The sequence below is a fragment of the Mycobacterium avium subsp. avium genome (genome assembly GCF_009741445.1).
GTDB classification, from domain to species: Bacteria; Actinomycetota; Actinomycetes; order Mycobacteriales; family Mycobacteriaceae; genus Mycobacterium; species Mycobacterium avium.
Map to the genome: position 1 here is coordinate 968,071 of NZ_CP046507.1, position 18,932 is coordinate 987,002.

Genomic DNA, 18,932 nt, shown 5'->3' on the forward strand with positions numbered 1-18,932 from the left:
GGCCCCGACGAGGGCCGCGGGTCGCCGGGCTTCACCAGTAACAGCAGCCTCACCAGCCTCAATGGCCACCGGGGGCGGTGGCTTTGACCCCGCCGCGTGGGTTACTAGTGGAAACCGCCGGGTACCCATGTCCAGCCGGAAATACGCCGGTATTCAACGAGGGGATGTCATGAAATACGCAGAGGACGGCGACACCCGCGGGCTGAGCATGCCCCGCTCGCGCGGCGCGGTCAGCGGACTGCTCCTGGTGATCCTGGGAGCTTGGGGGGCGTTAATACCGTTTGTGGGTCCACACTTCAATTTCGCCTACACGCCGGACAGAGACTGGGCCTGGAGCTCGGCCCGCGGCTGGCTGGAGGTGGCGCCGGGCGCGGCCACCGCGCTGGGTGGGCTGTTGCTGATCGTCGCCGGCAACCGGGTCGCGGCGATGCTGGGCGGCTGGCTGGCCGTGCTGGCCGGCGCCTGGTTCGTGGTGGGCGGCCAGCTCGCCCCGCTGCTGGGCATCGGCTCGGCCGGTGACCCGATCGCCGCGACCGAGCGCAAGCGCGCGCTGCTCGAGGTCACCTATTTCTCGGGCCTGGGCGCGCTGATCATCTTCGTGGGCGGCGTCGTGCTGGCCCGCACCAGCGCGCGCCTGGCCCGTGACGTGCAGCCACTGGCGTCCGACGCCCCGGCGGCGCCGGCAGTTGAGCCGTACCGGGATCCGGCCTACGACCCGGCCGACGTCTCCTCGGGGGCGCTGACCAAACCGCGGACCTCGGCCGACCCCGAGCCGAAGCGGGGATGGCGCAAGAACCGCGCCGGCGGCAACGCCGCGTACCTGCGCTGGCCGCACCCGCAGCAGTAGTTATCCGTCGATCAACGCCAATCGCCCAGTCCCGCAACGGGACTGGGCGATTGCGTTCTTGACCGTCAGAGCAGCCCGAGCAGCTGCAGGTCGGTGATGTACTTGACGATGACCGGCGGCGACACGTGCGGAATGTCTTTGTCGGGGCCGATTTTCGCCTCCTGCACCGCTGCCCGGAACACGTCGGTGGGAGCTATCGACCCGTTGATCGGCTTCTCCGGCGTGCGGTAGTTGTGCAGCAGCGGCAGCAGCGAGTACTGGCGCTGCCGGTCCGGCAGGGCCCGCAGCGAGGTCTCGAACCGCCGCAGCCATTCGGAGTAGTCGGCAATCCGCTCGATCGAATAGCCGGCGTCCACCAGCCAATCGACGTACTCGTCCAGACCGATGCCGTCATCGTAGGGGTTCATCACGTGGTAGGTCTGGAAGCCGGTGTCGCTGTCGGTGATCTGCGAACCCAGCGTCGAGATCGCCGCGGCGATGAACTCGACCGGCAGGCCGTCGTAGTGCGCCCGCTGCCGGTTGCCGTCGGCGTCGAGCTCGTAGAACGAGCCGGGCGCGATCCCGGTGGCCACCAGGCTCAGCATCAGCCGGGTGAACATGTCCGGCAGGTTGAGCTGCCCGGCATACGTGGTGTCGGCCAGGATCATGTCGCAGCGGAACACCGCGACGGGCAGCCCGCACAGGTCGTGCGCCTCGCGCAGCAGCACCTCGCCGGCCCACTTGCTGTTGCCGTAGCCGTTGGCGTAGCTGTCGTTGATCGCCCGGGTGGCGCTCATCTGCCGGATGTCGGCGTTCTCGACGAACTTGCCCGGCTCGATCTGGTCGCCCACGCCGATGGTGGACACGTAGGTGTACGGCTTCTGCTTGGACGTCAGCGCCAGCCGGATCAGCTCCGCGGTGCCCAGGGCGTTGGGCCCGAACAGCTCGCTGTACGGCAACACGTGGTTGACCAGCGCGGCGGGGTCGACGATCACGTCGACCGTGTCGGCCAGTCGTTGCCAAACGTCTTGGCCCAGGCCCAGATTGGCCTCGCCCTTGTCGCCGGCGATGACCTCCAGGTGATCGGCGGCCAGCTGCTGGTAGTGCGCGAGCAGCTTCGGGTCGCCGCTGTCGAAGGTCTTGTCCAGCCGGGCGCGTGCCTCCTCGTCGGAGCGGGCCCGGACCAGGGCGATGACCTTGCCGTCCACCATGTCCATCCGCTCCAGCCATTCCAGGGCCAGGTAGCGGCCCAGGAAGCCGGTGGCGCCGGTCAGCAGCACGGTGCGCACCTCGGTGGCCGGCTTGGGCAGGTTCGGCGCGGCGGCCAGCGTCTCGGCGTCGAGGAACTTGTCCAGCGTCAGGTCGGCGGCGCGCACCACGGTCGCGTCCCGGCCGTGCACCGAGGCGAACGTCGGGCGCTTGCTGCCCTGCCGCTCGGCCTCGATGTAGCTCGCGATGGCCGCCAGGTCGTTGGCCGGGCTGACGATGACGCCCACCGGCACGTCGACGTCGAAGATCTCGCGCAGCAGGTTGCCGAATGTCAACGCCGACAACGAGTCTCCGCCCAGATCGGTGAAGTGGGCGTCGGGGGACAGGTCGGAGGCGGCCGAACCCAGCATGGCGCCCGCGGCGCGGCTCACGGTCTGCAGCACCGGCGCCTGGGCACCGTTGCGGCGCAGCTCGGCCAGCTCGTTGGCCTGTCCGGCGGCCAGGTCGGCGTACATCTGCTCCAGCCGTTCCCCGTAGTGCTGCTTCAGTTTCGGCCACGCCAGCTTCCGGATCCCGGTCAGCAGACCGTTTTCCAGGCTGAACGGGGTGGTCTCGATGATGAAGTCGCGCGGCACCTCGTAGGACTGCAGGCCGGCCTCCTTGGCGACCTGCTGCAGCGAGTCGGCGATCTTGGGCTTGAGCGTCTCGGGGTCACCCGAGGCCAGCGCCTCCTCGGTGGGCACCACGACCGCCAGCAGGTAGGGCTGGGCGCTGTTGCCGTAGACGTAGATCTGGCGGATCAGCGGGCTGTTGCCGAACACCGCCTCCAGCTTGGCCAGCGTGACGAATTCGCCCTGCGCCAGCTTGAGCACGTTGTTGCGGCGGTCGACGTAGACCAGCCGGTCCGGGGCGATCTCGGCGAACACGTCGCCGGTGCGGTAGTAGCCGTCCTCGTCGAAGACGCCCGCGGTGGTTTCGGCCCGCTTGTAGTAGCCCGGGAACATGTTCTCGGTGCGCAGCAGCAGCTCGCCGCGCGGATGCGGCCGGTCGGTGCTGAAGTAGCCCAGGTCCGGCACGTCGACCAGCTTGTAGTCGATCACCGGCGGGCGCTGAATCTCCCCGTCGAACAACACCATTCCGGCCTCGGTGGAGCCGTAGCCGTCCATCAGGTGCATTTCGAGCAGCGACTCGACCCAGTTGCGCAGCTCCGGCGAGATGGGCGCCGAGCCCGTCATCGCGAAGGTGAACCGCCCGCCCAGCAGGTACTGGCGCTGCTCGGCCAGCACCTCGGCCTCGACGGCGCGACGTTCGCCGGCGTCCCCGGACTCGGAGAGCCGCCGCTCGACCTGACGCTGGAATTCGCCGTACAGCGTCTCCCAGATCCGCGGGACGAAGTTGAGCTCGGTGGGCCGCACCAGCTCGAGGTCCTCGAGCAGGGTGGACAGGTCGCTGCGGGCGGCGAAGTAGGCGGTGCCGCCGTTGCCCAGCGTGCCGTAGAGGATGCTTCGGCCCATCACGTGGCTCATCGGCATGAAGTTCAGGGTGATCGACGCGGCGCTCTCGCCGAACCAGTTCTTGCTGCCGCGGCGCCACATCTTGCCGACGTTGCTCTGCGGGTACATCGCGCCCTTGGGGGCGCCGGTGGACCCGGAGGTGTAGATCAGCAGGGCCAGCGAGTCCTCGTCGGCGGGCGGCTCCCCGACGGCGGGCAGGTCCTTGCCGCGCTCCAGCAGCTCGGCCAGCGTCTGGACGGCCACGCCGGTGCTGGACAGCCGCGCCGCGGCGTCCTGGACGGCCTCGCGCTGGTCGTCGACCTGCGGGTGGTAGTCGAACACCACCAGCCGGGTGGGCGCCTGCTCGGCGCCGGTGATCAGCTGCACCGCGTCGGACAGCTGGTTCACGCTGGACGCGATCAGGGTGGGCTCGGTCTCGGCCACGATCGGCTGCAGCGAGCTGATTGCCGCGCTGGTCTGCAGCGGCACCGAGACGGCGCCGATGGCGCCCAGCGCCATGTCGATGGTGGCGTAGTCGACGCTGTTGAAGCCCAGCACGCACACCCGGTCGCCGGGGTGCACCGCGTCGTCGGACAGGGCGCGGCCCAGCGCCGAAACACGCTGCGCCACTTCGCCGTACGTGATGGTCTCGAAGCGGGGGAGCAGCTGCGCCGACGTGCGCCCGGTCTTGGCGTCCGTGACGAACTCCACCACGCGCTGTCCCAGCGCCGGCCGGTCGGCGTAGCCGTCGAGCACGGTGCGGATGATCTGCGGCAGCCGCAGCCCGGGCTGTTCGAGGGCGGCGGTGATCGCCGGGTCGGGTTGGGCGGCGGCGAATTGCGGGTCGGTGGCGATGAGTTCGTGGACGCGACGGTCGAGTCGTTCGTCATGGGTGGCAGTCGACATAACAGATCCCTTGCGAATGAAAAATAACGAGTCAAATGAGCGCTGTCGGCATTGACATGGCGCTGATGTATAGAACGTTAGCTAAAGTAACGGTATTCCACCATGACCCGGCCGCCGTGGTGTCTGTGAGATTGCGCACCCGAGCCGGAGACCCGACGGGGTTCACAGGTCGGCCAACAACCCGCCGAGAATGTCGATGCCCTCGGCGAGCAGCTCGTCGCTGATGGTCAGCGGCGGCAGCAGCCGGATGATGTTGCCGAACATGCCGCAGGTGAGCACGATGACGCCGGCCGCGTGCGCGGCGACGGACAGCCGCTGGGTCAGGTCCTTGTCCGGCTCGGCGGTGCCGGACTTCACCAGTTCGATGGCGATCATGGCGCCCCGGCCGCGGACGTCGCCGATCCGGTCGTCGCGGGCCTGCAGGCGCAGCAGCGGTTCGGTGATCAGGCGTTCCAGCTGCCGGGCCCGTTCGATCAGGCCGTCGCTCTCGATCGTCTCGATGGTGGCCAGCGCCGCCGCGCACGCCAGCGGGTTGCCGCCGAAGGTGCCGCCCAGGCCCCCGACGTGCGGGGCGTCCATGATCTGGGCGCGGCCGGTGACCGCCGACAGCGGCAGCCCGTCGGCGATGGCCTTGGCGGTGCAGATCAGGTCCGGCTCTAAACCATTCGGGCCCTCGTGCTCGCAGGCGAACATGGCGCCGGACCGCGCGAACCCGGTCTGCACCTCGTCGGCGATGAACAGCACGTCGTTGCGGCGGCACCAGTCCAGCAGGGTGGGCAGGAATCCCTCGGCGGGAACGATGAACCCGCCCTCGCCCTGGATCGGTTCGATGATCACCGCGGCCAGGCTGTCGGCGCCGATCTGGCCGTCGATGATGTTGATGGCCCGCGCGGCGGCCTTCTCCCCGTCGGTGGCCAGTTCCTTGTCGAGCAGCCCGTCCCGGTAGGGGTAGGACAGCGGCGCCCGGTAGATCTCCGGCGCGAACGGGCCGAAGCCGCCCTTGTAGGGCATCGACTTCGCGGTCAGCGCCATCGCCAGGTTGGTGCGGCCGTGGTAGGCGTGGTCGAAGGCCACCACGGCCGGCTTACGGGTGTAGGCGCGGGCGACCTTGACGGCGTTCTCGACGGCCTCGGCGCCGGAGTTGAACAGCACCGAGCGCTTTTCACCGGCCCCGGGGGTGATCCGGTTGAGCGTTTCGGCGACGGCGACGTAGGACTCGTACGGCGTCACCATGAAGCAGGTGTGGGTGAACTCGGCCACCTGGGCGCGCACCGCGTCGACCACCCGGGGCGCCGAATTGCCGATGGTGGTCACCGCGATGCCGGAGCCGAGGTCGATGAGCCGGTTGCCGTCGACGTCCTCGACGATGCCGCCGCCGGCGCGGGCGACGAACACCGGCACCGAGACGTTCACCGCGTGCGACACCGCGGCCGCGCGGCGTTTGCTCAGTTCCAGCGACGCCGGGCCGGGGATCTCGGTGACCAGTCGGCGAGTCTGCTCGAGCCTGGCCACCAGTTGCTCCTCCCCGCGGCGCGCGTGTCACGTCGCGTCCAAAGCCTATCGAGCTTGGCGCCGGCGGGCACCGCGGCCGCGCGCGACCCGCGGCCTGCCAGACTGAACGGGCACACTGGACCCCCGATTGCCCCGAGAATCCCGACGAAAGACAGGCGTGTCCATGGAGAGTCTGATCCTGTTCCTGCCGTTCCTGCTCATCATGGGCGGGTTCATGTACTTCGCGTCGCGCCGGCAGCGGCGCGCCATGCAGGCCACCATCGAGCTGCACGAGTCGTTGCGGCCGGGGGACCGGGTGCACACCACGTCCGGGCTGCAGGCCACCGTCGTCGGGCTGACCGACGACACCGTCGACCTGGAGATCGCGCCGGGTGTGGTGACCACCTGGATGAAGCTGGCGATCCGCGACCGGATCGTGCCCGACGACGAGGACGACCTGGTCGACGGCGACGATTCCGCCGGCGAGGGCTCGGTCAGCAAGGATTCCTGACGGTCATCCCGCGCAGAATGCCGCGCCGGCGGACCGCTCGCGCAACCGTCGGGCCGCGGCCACGTAGTCTTTTCTAGGCTCTGTCCGGGGCAAGGAACCGATTCTCGAGGAGATTGAAGGAACGTGGCATCGTCGTCCGTGCCGGTGCACCCCGCCCGCTACCTCTCGGTCTTCTTGCTGCTGCTCGTGGGCGTCTACCTGCTGGTGTTCCTCACCGGGGACAAGCGGGCCGCGCCCAAGCTCGGCATCGATCTGCAGGGCGGCACCCGCGTCACGCTGACCGCGCGCACGCCCGACGGTTCGGCGCCCAGCCGTGAGGCGCTGGCCCAGGCGCAGCAGATCATCAGCGCCCGGGTCAACGGGCTGGGCGTGTCGGGTTCGGAGGTGGTGGTCGACGGCGACAACCTGATCATCACGGTCCCCGGCAACGACGGCAACGAGGCCCGCAACCTGGGCCAGACCGCCCGCCTCTACATCCGCCCGGTGCTCAACTCGATGCCGGCGCAAAGCGGCGAGCCCAAGCCCGCGCCGCGCCAGCCCGCGCAACCCGCGCCCGGCCAGCCCGCACCGGGCCAGCCCGCACCCGCACCGGGCCAGCCCGCGCCCGCGCCGGGGCAGCCGGCCCCCGGCCAGCCCGTACCCGCGCCCGCCCAGCCGGGCGCCGCACCCGCTCAGCCGCGGCCCTACCCGCAGGACCCGCCGCCGTCGCCCAGCCCGGCGCCCGCTCCGGCCCCGGCGCCCGCTCCGGCCCCCTCTCCAGGGGAGGCGCCGCCCGGCGAGCAACCCGCCCCGCCGGATCCGCGCAAGGACCTCGCCGAGCGCATCGCCGAGGAGAAGAAGTGGCGGCAGAGCACCCGTCAGGGCATCCAGTTCCTGGCCCTGCAATTCCAGGCCACCCGCTGCGACAAGGACGACATCCTGGCCGGCAACGACGACCCCGCCCAGCCGTTGATCACCTGCTCGACCGACCACAAGGTGGCCTACCTGCTCGGCCCGTCGATCATCAGCGGCGACCAGATCAAGGACGCCAGCGCGAGCCAGAACCAGCGCGGCATCGGCTTCGTCGTCGACCTGCAGTTCAAACCCGCCGCCGCCAACACCTGGGCGGACTTCACCGCCGCCCATATCGGCACCCAGACCGCGTTCACCCTGGACTCCCAGGTCGTCAGCGCCCCGATGATCCAGGAAGCGATCCCGGGCGGGCGCACCCAGATCAGCGGCGGCGACCCGCCCTTCACCGCGGCCACCGCCAAGCAGCTGGCCAACGTCCTCAAGTACGGGTCGTTGCCACTGTCCTTCCAGTCATCGGAGGCCCAAACCGTCTCGGCCACACTGGGATTGACCTCGCTGCGCGCCGGGCTGATCGCCGGTGCCATCGGCCTGCTGCTGGTGTTGCTGTATTCGCTGCTGTACTACCGGGTGCTGGGCCTGCTCACCGCGCTGTCGTTGGCCGCTTCGGGCGCAATGGTTTTCGCGATCCTGATCCTGCTGGGCAGGTACATCAACTACACCCTGGACCTGGCCGGCATCGCCGGTCTGATCATCGGCATCGGCACCACCGCCGACTCCTTCGTGGTCTTCTTCGAGCGCATCAAGGACGAGATCCGCGAAGGCCGCACCTTCCGCTCGGCAGTGCCCCGCGGTTGGACGCGGGCGCGTAAGACGATCGTCTCGGGCAACGCAGTCACCTTCCTGGCCGCGGCCGTGCTGTACTTCCTGGCCATCGGCCAGGTGAAGGGCTTCGCGTTCACGCTGGGCCTCACCACGATCCTGGACCTGGTGGTGGTGTTCCTGGTGACCTGGCCGCTGGTATACCTGGCGTCCAAGTCGCCGACGCTGGCCAAGCCGGCCTACAACGGCCTGGGCGCTGTTCAGCAGGTCGCCCGCGAACGCCGGGCGGCGGCGCACGTGAGCACGGGACAGGGATAGCGATGACTTCCTCCAAGGCCTCCAAAGCCGCCAAGGGCGCGACCGAGATCACCGAAACCTCTTCGGGTGCTTCGGAATTGACTGACAGCGACGCCGCCGCGGCCGGGCTGCCGCGGCACAGCTTCCTGTCCCGCCTCTACACCGGCACCGGCGCGTTCGAGGTGGTCGGGCGGCGCCGGCTGTGGTTCGGCATCAGCGGCGCGATCGTCGCGGTCGCGATCCTGTCCATCGCGCTGCGCGGCTTCACCTTCGGCATCGACTTCAACGGCGGCACCACGGTGTCGATGCCCGCCGCCGGGACGCACGGCACGGTGCACACCGCGCAGGTGCAGGAGGTGTTCCGCAAGACCCTCGGCACCGACCCGGAGTCGGTGGTCGTGGTCGGCAACGGCGCCGCGGCCACCGTGCAGATCCGCTCCGAGACGCTGACCAACGACCAGACGACCAAGCTGCGCAACGCGCTGTTCGACGCGTTCGGACCCAAGGGTGCCGACGGCAAGCCCAGCAAGCAGGCCATCAGCGACTCGGCGGTCTCGGAGACCTGGGGCGACCAGATCACCGACAAGGCGCTGATCGCGCTGGTGGTGTTCCTGGCGCTGGTCGGGCTCTACATAACCGTCCGCTACGAGCGGTACATGACGCTGGCCGCCATCGCGGCGATGTTCTTCGACCTGACCGTGACGGCCGGCGTGTACTCGCTGGTGGGCTTCGAGGTCACCCCGGCCACCGTCATCGGCCTGCTGACGATCCTGGGCTTCTCGCTCTACGACACCGTCATCGTGTTCGACAAGGTCGAGGAGAACACCCGCGACTTCCAGCACACCAACCGGCGCACCTTCGCCGAGCAGGCCAACCTGGCGATCAACCAGACGTTCATGCGCTCCATCAACACCAGCCTGATCGGCGTGCTGCCGGTGCTGGCGCTGATGGTGGTGGCGGTCTGGCTGCTGGGCGTCGGCACGCTGAAGGACCTGGCGCTGGTGCAGCTGGTCGGCATCCTGGTGGGCACCTACTCGTCGATCTTCGTCGCCACCCCGCTGCTGGTCACGCTGCGCGAGCGCACCGAGCTGGTGCGCACCCACACCCGCCGGGTGCTCAAGCGGCGCGCCGGCGGCGCGCGGGCGAGCGCCGAGAGCACCGCCGACGACGCCGCCGAGACTCCCGCCGGGTCCGGGGACGAGGCCACCGAGGCCGAGCGGGAGTCGCCGTCGTCCCGGCCCGCGCCGAGCAAGCCGGCGCCGGGCGCCCGCCCGGTGCGGCCCACCGGGGCCCGGCGTCCGACCGGCAAGCGGAACGTCGGCCGGCGGTAGACACGTGGCCATCCGCATCGGCCGTCGCGGCCTGACGGGGTGGGTGGGCATCGGTGTGGCCGTGCTGGTCGTCGCGGGCGTCACCCTGGCCGGCTGCGCGGGCAGCGCCGCGGCCGAGATCGACTACGTCGTCGACGGGCCGCTGAGCAGCTACAACCCCAACACCGTCGTCGGCGCCGCCTCGGCCGGAGCGCAGGCGTTCGCCCGCACCCTCGTCGGGTTCAGCTATCACGGCCCCGACGGGCAAACCGTCCCCGACCGCGACTTCGGCACCGTATCGGTGGTCGGCGGCACCCCGCTGGTGCTCGACTACCAGATCGCCGACAACGCCGTCTACTCCGACGGCAAGCCGGTGACCTGCGACGACATCGTGCTGGCCTGGGCCGCCCAGTCCGGCCGGTACCCGGAGTTCAACGCCGCCACCCAGGCCGGCTACCTCGACATCGCCAACGTCGAATGCATGCCCGGGCAGAAGAAGGCCCGGGTGTCCTTCATCCCCGACCGCGGCATCGTCGACTACAACCAGCTGTTCACCGCGACCACGCTGATGCCGTCGCACGTCATCGCCGACCAGCTCAACGTCGACGTCACCGCGGCCCTGCTCAGCCACAACGCGCCGCTGGTGGCGCAGATCGCCAGGCTGTGGAACACCATCTGGGACCTCAAACCCGGGCTGAAGGGTGAGGAGATCGTCAAGCGCTTCCCGTCGTCGGGGCCCTACAAGCTGCAGGCCGTACTGGACGGCGGCGCGGTGGTGCTGGTCGCCAACGACCGCTGGTGGGGCCCCAAGGCCATCACCAAGCGGATCACCGTGTGGCCGCAGGGCCCCGACATCCAGGACCGGGTCAACAACCGCAGCGTCGACGTGGTCGACGTGGCCGCCGGCTCCTCGGGCACGCTGGCCACGCCGGACAACTACGACCGCTCCGACGCCCCCTCCGACGGCATCGAGCAGCTGATCTTCGCCCCGCAGGGGCCGCTGTCGGCGCCCAAGGCCCGCCGCGCGTTCGCGCTGTGCACCCCCCGCGACGTGCTGGCCAAGGACGCCGGGACGCCGATCGCCAACTCCCGCCTGGACCCGGCCGTCGACGACGCCGTCTCCGCGGGCGACGGCGCCGCCGAGGCCGCCCCGTTCGGCAAGGCCGACCCGGTCGCCGCCCGCGAGGCGCTGGGCGGCGCGCCGCTCGCGGTGCGCATCGGCTACCAGGGGCCCAACGCCCGGCTCGCGGTCAACGTCGGCGTCATCACCAAGGCCTGCGCCCCGGCCGGCATCACCGTCTCCGGGGTCACCCTGGACAGCGCGGGCCCGCAGGCGCTGCGGGACGGCAAGATCGACGCCCTGCTGGCCAGCACCGGCGGCGCGACCGGCAGCGGATCGAGCGGGTCGTCGGCCATGGACGCCTACGCCCTGCACACCGGCAACGGCAACAACCTGTCCGGCTACTCCAATCCGCAGGTGGACAACGCGATCGGGGCGCTGGCGGTGTCGGCCGACCCCGCCGAGCGGGTCCGGCTGCTGGCCGAGACCGCCCCGGTGCTGTGGGGCGACCTGCCCACGCTGCCGCTGTACCGGCAGCAGCGCACCCTGCTGATCTCCAAGAAGATGTACGCGGTGAGCAAGAACCCCACCCGGTGGGGCGCGGGGTGGAACATGGACCGATGGGCCCTGGTGCAGTGAGGTCGGCATGACGGACGCCGGCGAAGCGACGCCGGTCGCGGAGCTCATCGCGTCGCTGACCCGGCAGGTGCCCGATTTCCCCAAGCCCGGCATCCAGTTCAAGGACCTCACCCCGCTGTTCGCCGACGCGACGGCGATGACCGCCGTCACCGGCGCGCTGGCCCGGCACGCGTCCGGCGCCGACCTGGTGGCCGGCATCGACTCGCGCGGGTTCCTGGTCGCGGCGGCCGTGGCCGACCGGCTGCACACCGGGGTGCTGGCCATCCGCAAGGGCGGCAAACTGCCGCCGCCGGTGCACGCCGAGCGCTACGACCTGGAATACGGCAGCGCCACCCTGGAGATCCCCGCCGACGGCATCGACCTGCGTGGGCGGCGCATCGTGATCATCGACGACGTGCTGGCCACCGGCGGTACCCTGGCCGCGGCGGCCCGACTGCTGCGGCGCACCGGCGCCACCGTGACCGCGGCGGCGGTGGTGTTCGAACTCGGTGCGCTGGGCGGGCGGGCGGCGCTGGCGCCGTTGCCGGTGTACAGCCTGACTTGCCAGTAGCCCCGCGACATCGGAGATATCCTCGAATTCGGAGGTGAGCATCGTGGCGGAGGAAAACAGCGCGGCGCAAGCGCTTGACGCGCCGGCGGAGTCGCCGCCCAACCCGGTGATCGAGACTCCCGAGCCGCCGACCGAATCGCTCAAGACGTCCAGCAGCGCGTCGCGCCGGGTCCGGGCCCGGCTGGCCCGGCGGATGACCGCCCAGCGCAGCACGCTCAACCCGGTGCTGGAGCCGCTGGTGGCGATGCACCGCGAGATCTACCCCAAGGCCAACGTGCAGCTGCTGCAGCGCGCCTTCGAGGTCGCCGACCAGCGGCACGCCAGCCAGTTGCGCCACTCCGGCGACCCCTACATCACCCATCCGCTGGCCGTCGCCACCATCCTGGCCGAATTGGGCATGGACACCACCACTTTGGTGGCCGCGCTGTTGCACGACACCGTCGAGGACACCGGCTACACCCTGGCCCAGCTGTCCGAGGAATTCGGCGAAGAGGTCGGTCATCTGGTCGACGGGGTGACCAAGCTGGACCGGGTGGTGCTGGGCAGCGCCGCCGAGGGCGAGACCATCCGCAAGATGATCACCGCGATGGCCCGCGACCCGCGGGTGCTGGTGATCAAGGTCGCCGACCGGCTGCACAACATGCGCACCATGCGGTTCCTGCCGCCGGAGAAGCAGGCCCGCAAGGCCCGCGAGACGCTGGAAGTCATTGCGCCCCTTGCCCATCGGCTGGGCATGGCCAGCGTCAAGTGGGAGTTGGAGGACCTATCGTTCGCCATCCTGCATCCCAAGAAGTACGACGAGATCGTCCGGCTGGTCGCCGGCCGGGCCCCGTCGCGGGACACCTACCTGGCCAAGGTGCGGGCCGAGATCATCAACACGCTGAACGCGTCGAAGATCAAGGCCACGGTGGAGGGCCGGCCCAAGCACTACTGGTCGATCTACCAGAAGATGATCGTCAAGGGCCGCGACTTCGACGACATCCACGACCTGGTCGGCATCCGCATCCTGTGCGACGAGATCCGGGACTGCTATGCCGCTGTGGGCGTGGTGCATTCACTGTGGCAGCCGATGGCCGGGCGGTTCAAGGACTACATCGCCCAGCCGCGCTACGGCGTCTACCAGTCGCTGCACACCACCGTCGTCGGGCCGGAGGGCAAGCCGCTGGAGGTGCAGATCCGCACCCGCGACATGCACCGCACCGCCGAGTACGGCATCGCCGCGCACTGGCGCTACAAGGAAGCCAAGGGCCGCAACGGCGTTCCGCACCCGCACGCCGCCGCCGAGATCGACGACATGGCCTGGATGCGCCAGCTGCTCGACTGGCAGCGGGAAGCCGCCGACCCGGGCGAATTCCTCGAGTCGCTGCGCTATGACCTTGCGGTACAAGAGATCTTCGTGTTCACCCCCAAGGGCGACGTGATCACCCTGCCCACCGGGTCGACGCCGATCGACTTCGCCTACGCCGTGCACACCGAGGTCGGGCACCGCTGCATCGGTGCCCGGGTCAACGGCCGGCTGGTGGCGCTGGAGCGCAAGCTGGAAAACGGGGAAGTCGTCGAGGTTTTCACCTCCAAGGCGGCCAATGCCGGCCCGTCGCGGGACTGGCAGCAGTTCGTGGTATCGCCGCGGGCCAAGGCCAAGATCCGGCAGTGGTTCGCCAAGGAGCGGCGCGAGGAGGCCCTGGAGGCCGGCAAGGACGCGATGGCCCGCGAGGTGCGCCGCGGCGGACTTCCGTTGCAGCGCTTGGTCAATGCCGAATCCATGAGCGCGGTGGCCCGCGAACTGCACTACGCCGACGTGTCGGCCCTCTACACCGCGATCGGTGAGGGGCATGTGTCGGCCCGGCACGTGGTGCAGCGGCTGCTGGCCGAGCTCGGCGGCATCGACCAGGCCGAGGAGGACCTCGCCGAGCGGTCCACCCCGACCACCATGCTGCGCCGCCCGCGCAGCAGCGACGACGTCGGCGTGTCGGTGCCCGGCGCCCCGGGCGTGCTGACCAAGCTGGCCAAATGCTGCACGCCGGTGCCTGGGGACCAGATCATGGGGTTCGTCACCCGCGGCGGCGGGGTGAGCGTGCACCGCACCGACTGCACCAACGCCGCCTCGCTGCAGCAGCAGTCCGAGCGCATCATCGAGGTGCACTGGGCGCCGTCGCCGTCGTCGGTGTTCCTGGTGGCCATTCAGGTCGAGGCGCTCGACCGGCACCGGCTGTTGTCCGACGTCACCCGGGTGCTGGCCGACGAGAAGGTCAACATCCTGTCCGCGTCGGTCACCACCTCCGGTGACCGGGTTGCCATCAGCCGCTTCACCTTTGAGATGGGCGACCCCAAGCACCTCGGCCACCTGCTCAACGTGGTGCGCAACGTCGAAGGCGTCTACGACGTCTACCGGGTGACCTCCGCCGCCTGACCCCTAGCCGATTCGCACCGAGGTGATGGTCACCGGGTTGGCCGGCGGGCCGCTCGGCCGGTTACCGGCGATGCCGGCCCGGGCGATCTTGTCCAGCGTCGCCAGCCCGGCCGGGTCGATGGTGCCCAAAACCGTGCTCTGCGGGTCCATCTCGGAATCGTGGAAGACCAATGCGAATTGGCTGCCGTTGGTGTTGGGGCCCTCGGTGGCCATCACGACGGTGCCGCGCGGGTACAGCAGCGTCGCCCGCAGCGCGGGGTCGTCGGGCCGGTACTGGTTGGCGGGATACTCGTCGGCGAATTCGTAGCCGGGGCCGCCGGAGCCGTCCACGTCGGGGCCGCCGCACAACAGCGATCCGCCGTCGGGGGAGTCGACCAGCCGGGCGCACTGGGTGTTGTCGAAGAACCGCTGCCGGGCCAGGCTGATGAAACTGTTGACAGCGCAGGGTGATTCGGAGTTGGCCAGGCTGATGCCGATGTCGCCGAGGTTGGTGGCGATGACCGCGCCGATCTGTCCCGGCGTGGTCGGCACCCGGCCGGACGGGGGCGGGCTGACCGGCCGCGAGGACGGATCCGGCACCGCCCGGTATTGGCAATTGGCGCCCAGGTCCGGCGGCGCCACGAAGGCCGGCAGCGGCGGCGCGGGTCGGCCGGGTGCCGGGGAGCCGGGCGTCTTCGGCGCCGCCCCGCGCGAGCCGTGGCCGTGCGTCACCATCGCGACGACCACCGCCGCCACCACGGCCAGCGTCAGGGCCGACGCGCCGACGACGGCCGCCCGCACCCGGCGCGCAGCCCGGGGTTGCGTCGTTGGCGCGGAAGGCTTTTCGACCGCCCCCGACGCCAGGGCGGCCCTGGCCGCCTCGGCCAGCTCGGTCACCGATTGGTACCGCCGCTCGGGGTCCTTGGCCATGCCGCGGGCGATCACCGCGTCGAAGGCCGCTGGCACCTCCGGCGCGGTTGCCGACGGCCGCGGCGGCGCCGTGTTCAGATGCGCGTTGAGCTGTTCTTCGAGGCTGTCGCCGGCGAACGGGCGCTTCCCGGTCAGGCATTCGTGCAAGACGCAGGCCAGCGAGTAGACGTCGGCGCGGTGATCGGTGGTGCCGGTGAAGCGCTCGGGGGCCATGTAGGCGACGGTGCCCATGGTGGCGCCGGTCTGGGTGAGCGCCGTGTCGGCCTGCGCGCGGGCGAGGCCGAAGTCGATCAGATAGACGAAATCGCGTGCGGTGGTGACCAAGACGTTCATCGGCTTGACATCGCGGTGGATCAACCCCGCCCGGTGCGCGCTATCCAGCGCCGCCGCAACCTGTTCGATCACCGCGACCGCCCGCTGCGGGCTGAGCCGGCCACCGTTCTCGGTGATGTAGTGCGCCAGGTCGCGGCCCTCGATCAGCCGCATGTCGACATAGAGCTGGCCGTCGATCTCGCCGTAGCCGTGGATCGGCACCACGTGCGGGTCGTTGAGACCGGCGGCGATGCGTGCCTCCCGGCGGAAACGCTGCTGGAAGTCCTGGTCTTCGGCCAGATGCGGCGGCAGCACCTTCAGCGCGACCACCCGGTCCGTCGTCGCGTCGTAGGCGCGGTACACCCGCCCCATCCCGCCGCGACCCAGCAACTCCAGGATTCGGTAGTGACCGAACGAGTCCGGATCCAGCGTCACCCCATGACCATAAGCCGTCGACGGCGCGAATCAGTCGAGCAGCACCGAGGTGATGGTGACCTCGGTGGCGGGGGCCCCGTCCTCGCCGCCCCCGGCGACACCGGCTTTGGCGATCTTGTCCAGCGTGGCCAGCCCGTCGTCCTGGATCTTGCCGAAAACGGTGTACTGCGGCGGCAGTTGGGAGTCCTTGTACACCATGAAGAATTGGCTGCCGTTGGTGCCGGGCCTGGCGTTGGCCATGGCCAGGGTGCCGCGCGGGTAGAGGACGGGCTGCTGCGCCTTGGGGTCGTTGGGCGGGTACTGGTCAGTCGGGTATTCGTTGGCGAACTGGTAGCCCGGTCCGCCCGTGCCCTCGCCCTTGGGATCGCCGCACTGCAGGACGCCCAGGGACGGCGAGGTGGTGAGCCGGTGGCATTTGGTGTTGTCGAAGTACTTCTGGCCGATCAGGCTCGCGAAACTGTTTACGGTGCAAGGGGATTCGTTGTTGGCCAGCATCAGGCCGATGTGGCCCTGGTTGGTCACCATGCTGGCGCTCACCTGTGCGGGATCGGTGGGCACCTTGCCGGTGCGGGGCGGCTTGACCTGCTTGGCCGCCGGCTCCGGCGACGGCGGGTACTGACAGTTGGCGCCCACGTCGGCCGACGGCTTGAACGGCGGCAGCGGCGGAACCTGGCTCGGCTGCCCGGGCGTCGTGGTCTCCGGCGCGCTGGTGCTGGTGGACGGTGCCGCGGTGCTGGCCTTGTGTTCGTGCCTGTTGTTGAGGACCGTGACGACCACCGCCGCGATCACCGCCACCGCCACGATCGAGCCGGCCGCGATCAGCAGGATCCGTCGCGTCCTGGCCTGCTTGGCGCGGCGCTCCAGCTGCCGTTCCAGCTTGCGTTTGGCGTTGGCGCGTCGTTGTTCGTTGGTCGGCACGGCCGCTATGCCTCCATGGTCGGTTAATCTTGCTGCCCCAGCTGGCCAGCTCAGGCTAATGTGGGCGCCGCGAGCCGTGTCAAGTGGGCCCCGTGGGAAACTGGGAACCGTGTTGATCACCGGATTTCCCGCCGGCATGTTGGCGTGCAACTGCTATGTGCTGGCGCAGCGGCCGGGGACGGACGCCGTGATCGTGGACCCGGGGCAGCGGGCGATGGGCCCGTTGCGGCGCATCCTGGACCGGCACCGGCTGACCCCGGCGGCGGTGTTGCTGACCCACGGGCACATCGACCACATCTGGTCGGCGCAGAAGGTGTCCGACACCTACGGCTGCCCGACCTACATCCATCCCGAGGACAGGTTCATGCTGAAAGACCCCATCCACGGCCTGGGTCCGCGGCTGGCGCAGCTGGCGGCGGGCGCCTTCTTCCGGGAGCCCAGGCAGGTGGTCGAGCTGGACCGGGACGGCGACAAGCTCGACCTGGGCAGCGTCACCGTCAACGTCGACCACACGCCGGGGCACACCCGCGGATCGATGTGCTTCCGGGTGTCGTCGGACAAGCAGGTCGTGTTCACCGGCGACACCCTGTTCGAACGTTCGGTGGGACGCACCGACCTGTTCGGCGGCAGCGGACGCGACCTGCTGACGTCGATCGTCGACAAACTCCTGGTGCTCGACGACGACACCGTGGTGCTGCCCGGGCACGGCAACGCCACCACCATCGGCGCCGAACGGCGCCTCAACCCGTTCCTCGAAGGCCTGTAGCCCGTGCCGGAATTCAGCGCTCCCAAGGGTGTGCCCGACTACGTGCCGCCGGACTCGGCGCAGTTCGTCGCGGTCCGCTCCGGCCTACTGGACGCCGCCCGCGGCGCCGGGTACGGCGACATCGAGTTGCCCATCTTCGAGGACACCGCGCTGTTCGCCCGCGGCGTCGGCGAATCCACCGACGTGGTGTCCAAGGAGATGTACACCTTCGCCGACCGCGGCGACCGCTCGGTGACGCTGCGGCCCGAGGGTACGGCCGGAGTGGTGCGCGCGGTGATCGAGCACGGCCTGGACCGGGGCACGTTGCCGGTGAAATTGTGTTATGCGGGACCGTTTTTCCGCTACGAGCGCCCCCAGGCGGGTCGCTACCGCCAGCTGCAGCAGGTCGGTGTGGAGGCGATCGGGGTGGACGACCCGGCGCTGGACGCCGAGGTGATCGCCGTCGCCGACGCCGGGTTCCGCTCGCTGGGGCTGGACGGGTTCCGCTTGGAGATCACCTCGCTGGGCGACGACAGCTGCCGTCCGCAATACCGGGAACTGTTGCAGGACTTCCTGTTCGGTCTCGACCTCGACGAAGAAACCCGGCGGCGCGCTCGGCTGAATCCATTGCGCGTCCTCGACGACAAACGGCCCGAGGTGCGGGCGATGACGGCCGACGCGCCGGTGCTGCTCGATCACCTCTCCGATGCGGCCAAACAACACTTCGACACCGTGCTGGCGCACCTGGACGCGCTCGGGGTGCCCTACGTGATCAACCCGCGCATGGTGCGCGGGCTCGACTACTACACCAAGACCACGTTCGAGTTCGTGCACGACGGTCTCGGCGCCCAGTCCGGCATCGGCGGCGGTGGCCGCTACGACGGGCTGATGCGTCAGCTCGGCGGACAAGACTTGTCCGGCATCGGATTTGGGCTCGGCGTGGACCGTACCCTGCTGGCGCTGCGCGCCGAGGGCAAGAGCGTGGGCTCGGCGGCGCGCTGCGACGTCTTCGGCGTCCCGCTGAGCGATCAGGCCAAGCTGCGGCTGGCCGTGCTGGCCGCCGGGCTGCGCGCCGCCGGCGTGCGCGTCGACATGGCCTACGGCGCGCGGGGGCTCAAGGGCGCGATGCGCGCGGCCGACCGCTCCGGTGCCCGCATCGCCCTGGTTCTCGGCGATCGCGACATCGACGCCGGCACGGTGGGCGTGAAGGATCTGCAGACCGGCTCGCAGGTGTCGGTGGAACTGGATTCCGTTGTCGCCGAAGTTCTTTCACAACTGAGCCGCTAGCCTTAGCTGCGGC

At 70.1% G+C, this 18,932-nt stretch carries 13 protein-coding genes; 9 read left to right on the forward strand and 4 right to left on the reverse strand.

The annotated features are described in order from the left end of the window. Positions 1–169: 169 nt before the first annotated feature. Positions 170–847 carry a hypothetical protein gene (locus tag MAA44156_RS04890; RefSeq protein WP_009977772.1) on the forward strand — a complete coding sequence of 226 codons (678 nt, stop codon included), beginning with the start codon at positions 170–172 and terminating at the stop codon, positions 845–847. A 65-nt stretch (positions 848–912) separates the two neighbouring features. On the opposite strand, the gene car is transcribed toward MAA44156_RS04890, so the two are convergent. Continuing rightward, on the reverse strand, positions 913–4,434 hold the full coding sequence (gene car, locus MAA44156_RS04895; protein WP_009977771.1) for a carboxylic acid reductase: 3,522 nt from the start codon (positions 4,432–4,434) through the stop codon (positions 913–915). Between the two features lie 162 nt (positions 4,435–4,596). Continuing rightward, the gene (gabT, locus tag MAA44156_RS04900; protein WP_009977768.1) at positions 4,597–5,946 is read right to left on the reverse strand and encodes a 4-aminobutyrate--2-oxoglutarate transaminase; all 1,350 of its coding nucleotides are present in this window, start codon (positions 5,944–5,946) and stop codon (positions 4,597–4,599) included. Between the two features lie 163 nt (positions 5,947–6,109). Between gabT and yajC the strand changes: the two genes are divergently transcribed. The 6 genes from yajC (at position 6,110) to MAA44156_RS04930 (ending at position 14,313) form a co-directional block, all read left to right on the forward strand. Further along, positions 6,110–6,436, forward strand: a complete 327-nt coding sequence (yajC, locus tag MAA44156_RS04905) for a preprotein translocase subunit YajC (RefSeq protein ID WP_003872680.1) — start codon at positions 6,110–6,112, stop codon at positions 6,434–6,436. Positions 6,437–6,559: 123 nt separating this feature from the next. Then, positions 6,560–8,365 (forward strand): protein translocase subunit SecD, encoded by a 1,806-nt coding sequence (gene secD, locus MAA44156_RS04910; RefSeq protein WP_062886427.1) that lies wholly within the window; start codon positions 6,560–6,562, stop codon positions 8,363–8,365. Between the two features lie 2 nt (positions 8,366–8,367). Then, positions 8,368–9,675: a protein translocase subunit SecF gene (secF, locus tag MAA44156_RS04915; protein WP_065371052.1), complete on the forward strand. Its 1,308-nt coding sequence runs from the start codon at positions 8,368–8,370 to the stop codon at positions 9,673–9,675. A 10-nt stretch (positions 9,676–9,685) separates the two neighbouring features. After that, on the forward strand, positions 9,686–11,353 hold the full coding sequence (locus tag MAA44156_RS04920; protein ID WP_065371203.1) for an ABC transporter substrate-binding protein: 1,668 nt from the start codon (positions 9,686–9,688) through the stop codon (positions 11,351–11,353). Between the two features lie 7 nt (positions 11,354–11,360). Further along, positions 11,361–11,903 (forward strand): adenine phosphoribosyltransferase, encoded by a 543-nt coding sequence (locus MAA44156_RS04925; protein ID WP_009977759.1) that lies wholly within the window; start codon positions 11,361–11,363, stop codon positions 11,901–11,903. A 43-nt stretch (positions 11,904–11,946) separates the two neighbouring features. Further along, positions 11,947–14,313: a RelA/SpoT family protein gene (locus MAA44156_RS04930; RefSeq protein ID WP_009977758.1), complete on the forward strand. Its 2,367-nt coding sequence runs from the start codon at positions 11,947–11,949 to the stop codon at positions 14,311–14,313. A gap of 3 nt (positions 14,314–14,316) precedes the next feature. On the opposite strand, the gene MAA44156_RS04935 is transcribed toward MAA44156_RS04930, so the two are convergent. Beyond that, the gene (locus MAA44156_RS04935) at positions 14,317–15,969 is read right to left on the reverse strand and encodes a protein kinase domain-containing protein (protein WP_009977757.1); all 1,653 of its coding nucleotides are present in this window, start codon (positions 15,967–15,969) and stop codon (positions 14,317–14,319) included. A 30-nt stretch (positions 15,970–15,999) separates the two neighbouring features. Beyond that, positions 16,000–16,887 carry a peptidylprolyl isomerase gene (locus MAA44156_RS04940; protein ID WP_009977756.1) on the reverse strand — a complete coding sequence of 296 codons (888 nt, stop codon included), beginning with the start codon at positions 16,885–16,887 and terminating at the stop codon, positions 16,000–16,002. A 109-nt stretch (positions 16,888–16,996) separates the two neighbouring features. Here MAA44156_RS04940 and MAA44156_RS04945 point away from each other — a divergent pair, with 109 nt between their 5' ends. Together MAA44156_RS04945 and hisS are read left to right on the forward strand one after the other, a co-directional pair. Then, a complete protein-coding gene (locus MAA44156_RS04945; RefSeq protein ID WP_009977755.1) occupies positions 16,997–17,653 on the forward strand; it encodes an MBL fold metallo-hydrolase in 657 nt (218 codons plus the stop codon). 3 nt (positions 17,654–17,656) lie between these two features. Beyond that, positions 17,657–18,919, forward strand: a complete 1,263-nt coding sequence (gene hisS, locus MAA44156_RS04950) for a histidine--tRNA ligase (RefSeq protein WP_009977754.1) — start codon at positions 17,657–17,659, stop codon at positions 18,917–18,919. Positions 18,920–18,932: the final 13 nt, after the last annotated feature.

Bases quoted from the DNA above. Each gene is read 5' to 3' on its own strand.
- secF (WP_065371052.1), top strand. From the start codon at position 8,368: ATGACTTCCTCCAAGGCCTCCAAAGCCGCCAAGGGCGCGACCGAGATC.
- MAA44156_RS04890 (WP_009977772.1), top strand. From the start codon at position 170: ATGAAATACGCAGAGGACGGCGACACCCGCGGGCTGAGCATGCCCCGC.
- yajC (WP_003872680.1), top strand. From the start codon at position 6,110: ATGGAGAGTCTGATCCTGTTCCTGCCGTTCCTGCTCATCATGGGCGGG.
- MAA44156_RS04925 (WP_009977759.1), top strand. From the start codon at position 11,361: ATGACGGACGCCGGCGAAGCGACGCCGGTCGCGGAGCTCATCGCGTCG.
- car (WP_009977771.1), bottom strand. From the start codon at position 4,434: ATGTCGACTGCCACCCATGACGAACGACTCGACCGTCGCGTCCACGAA.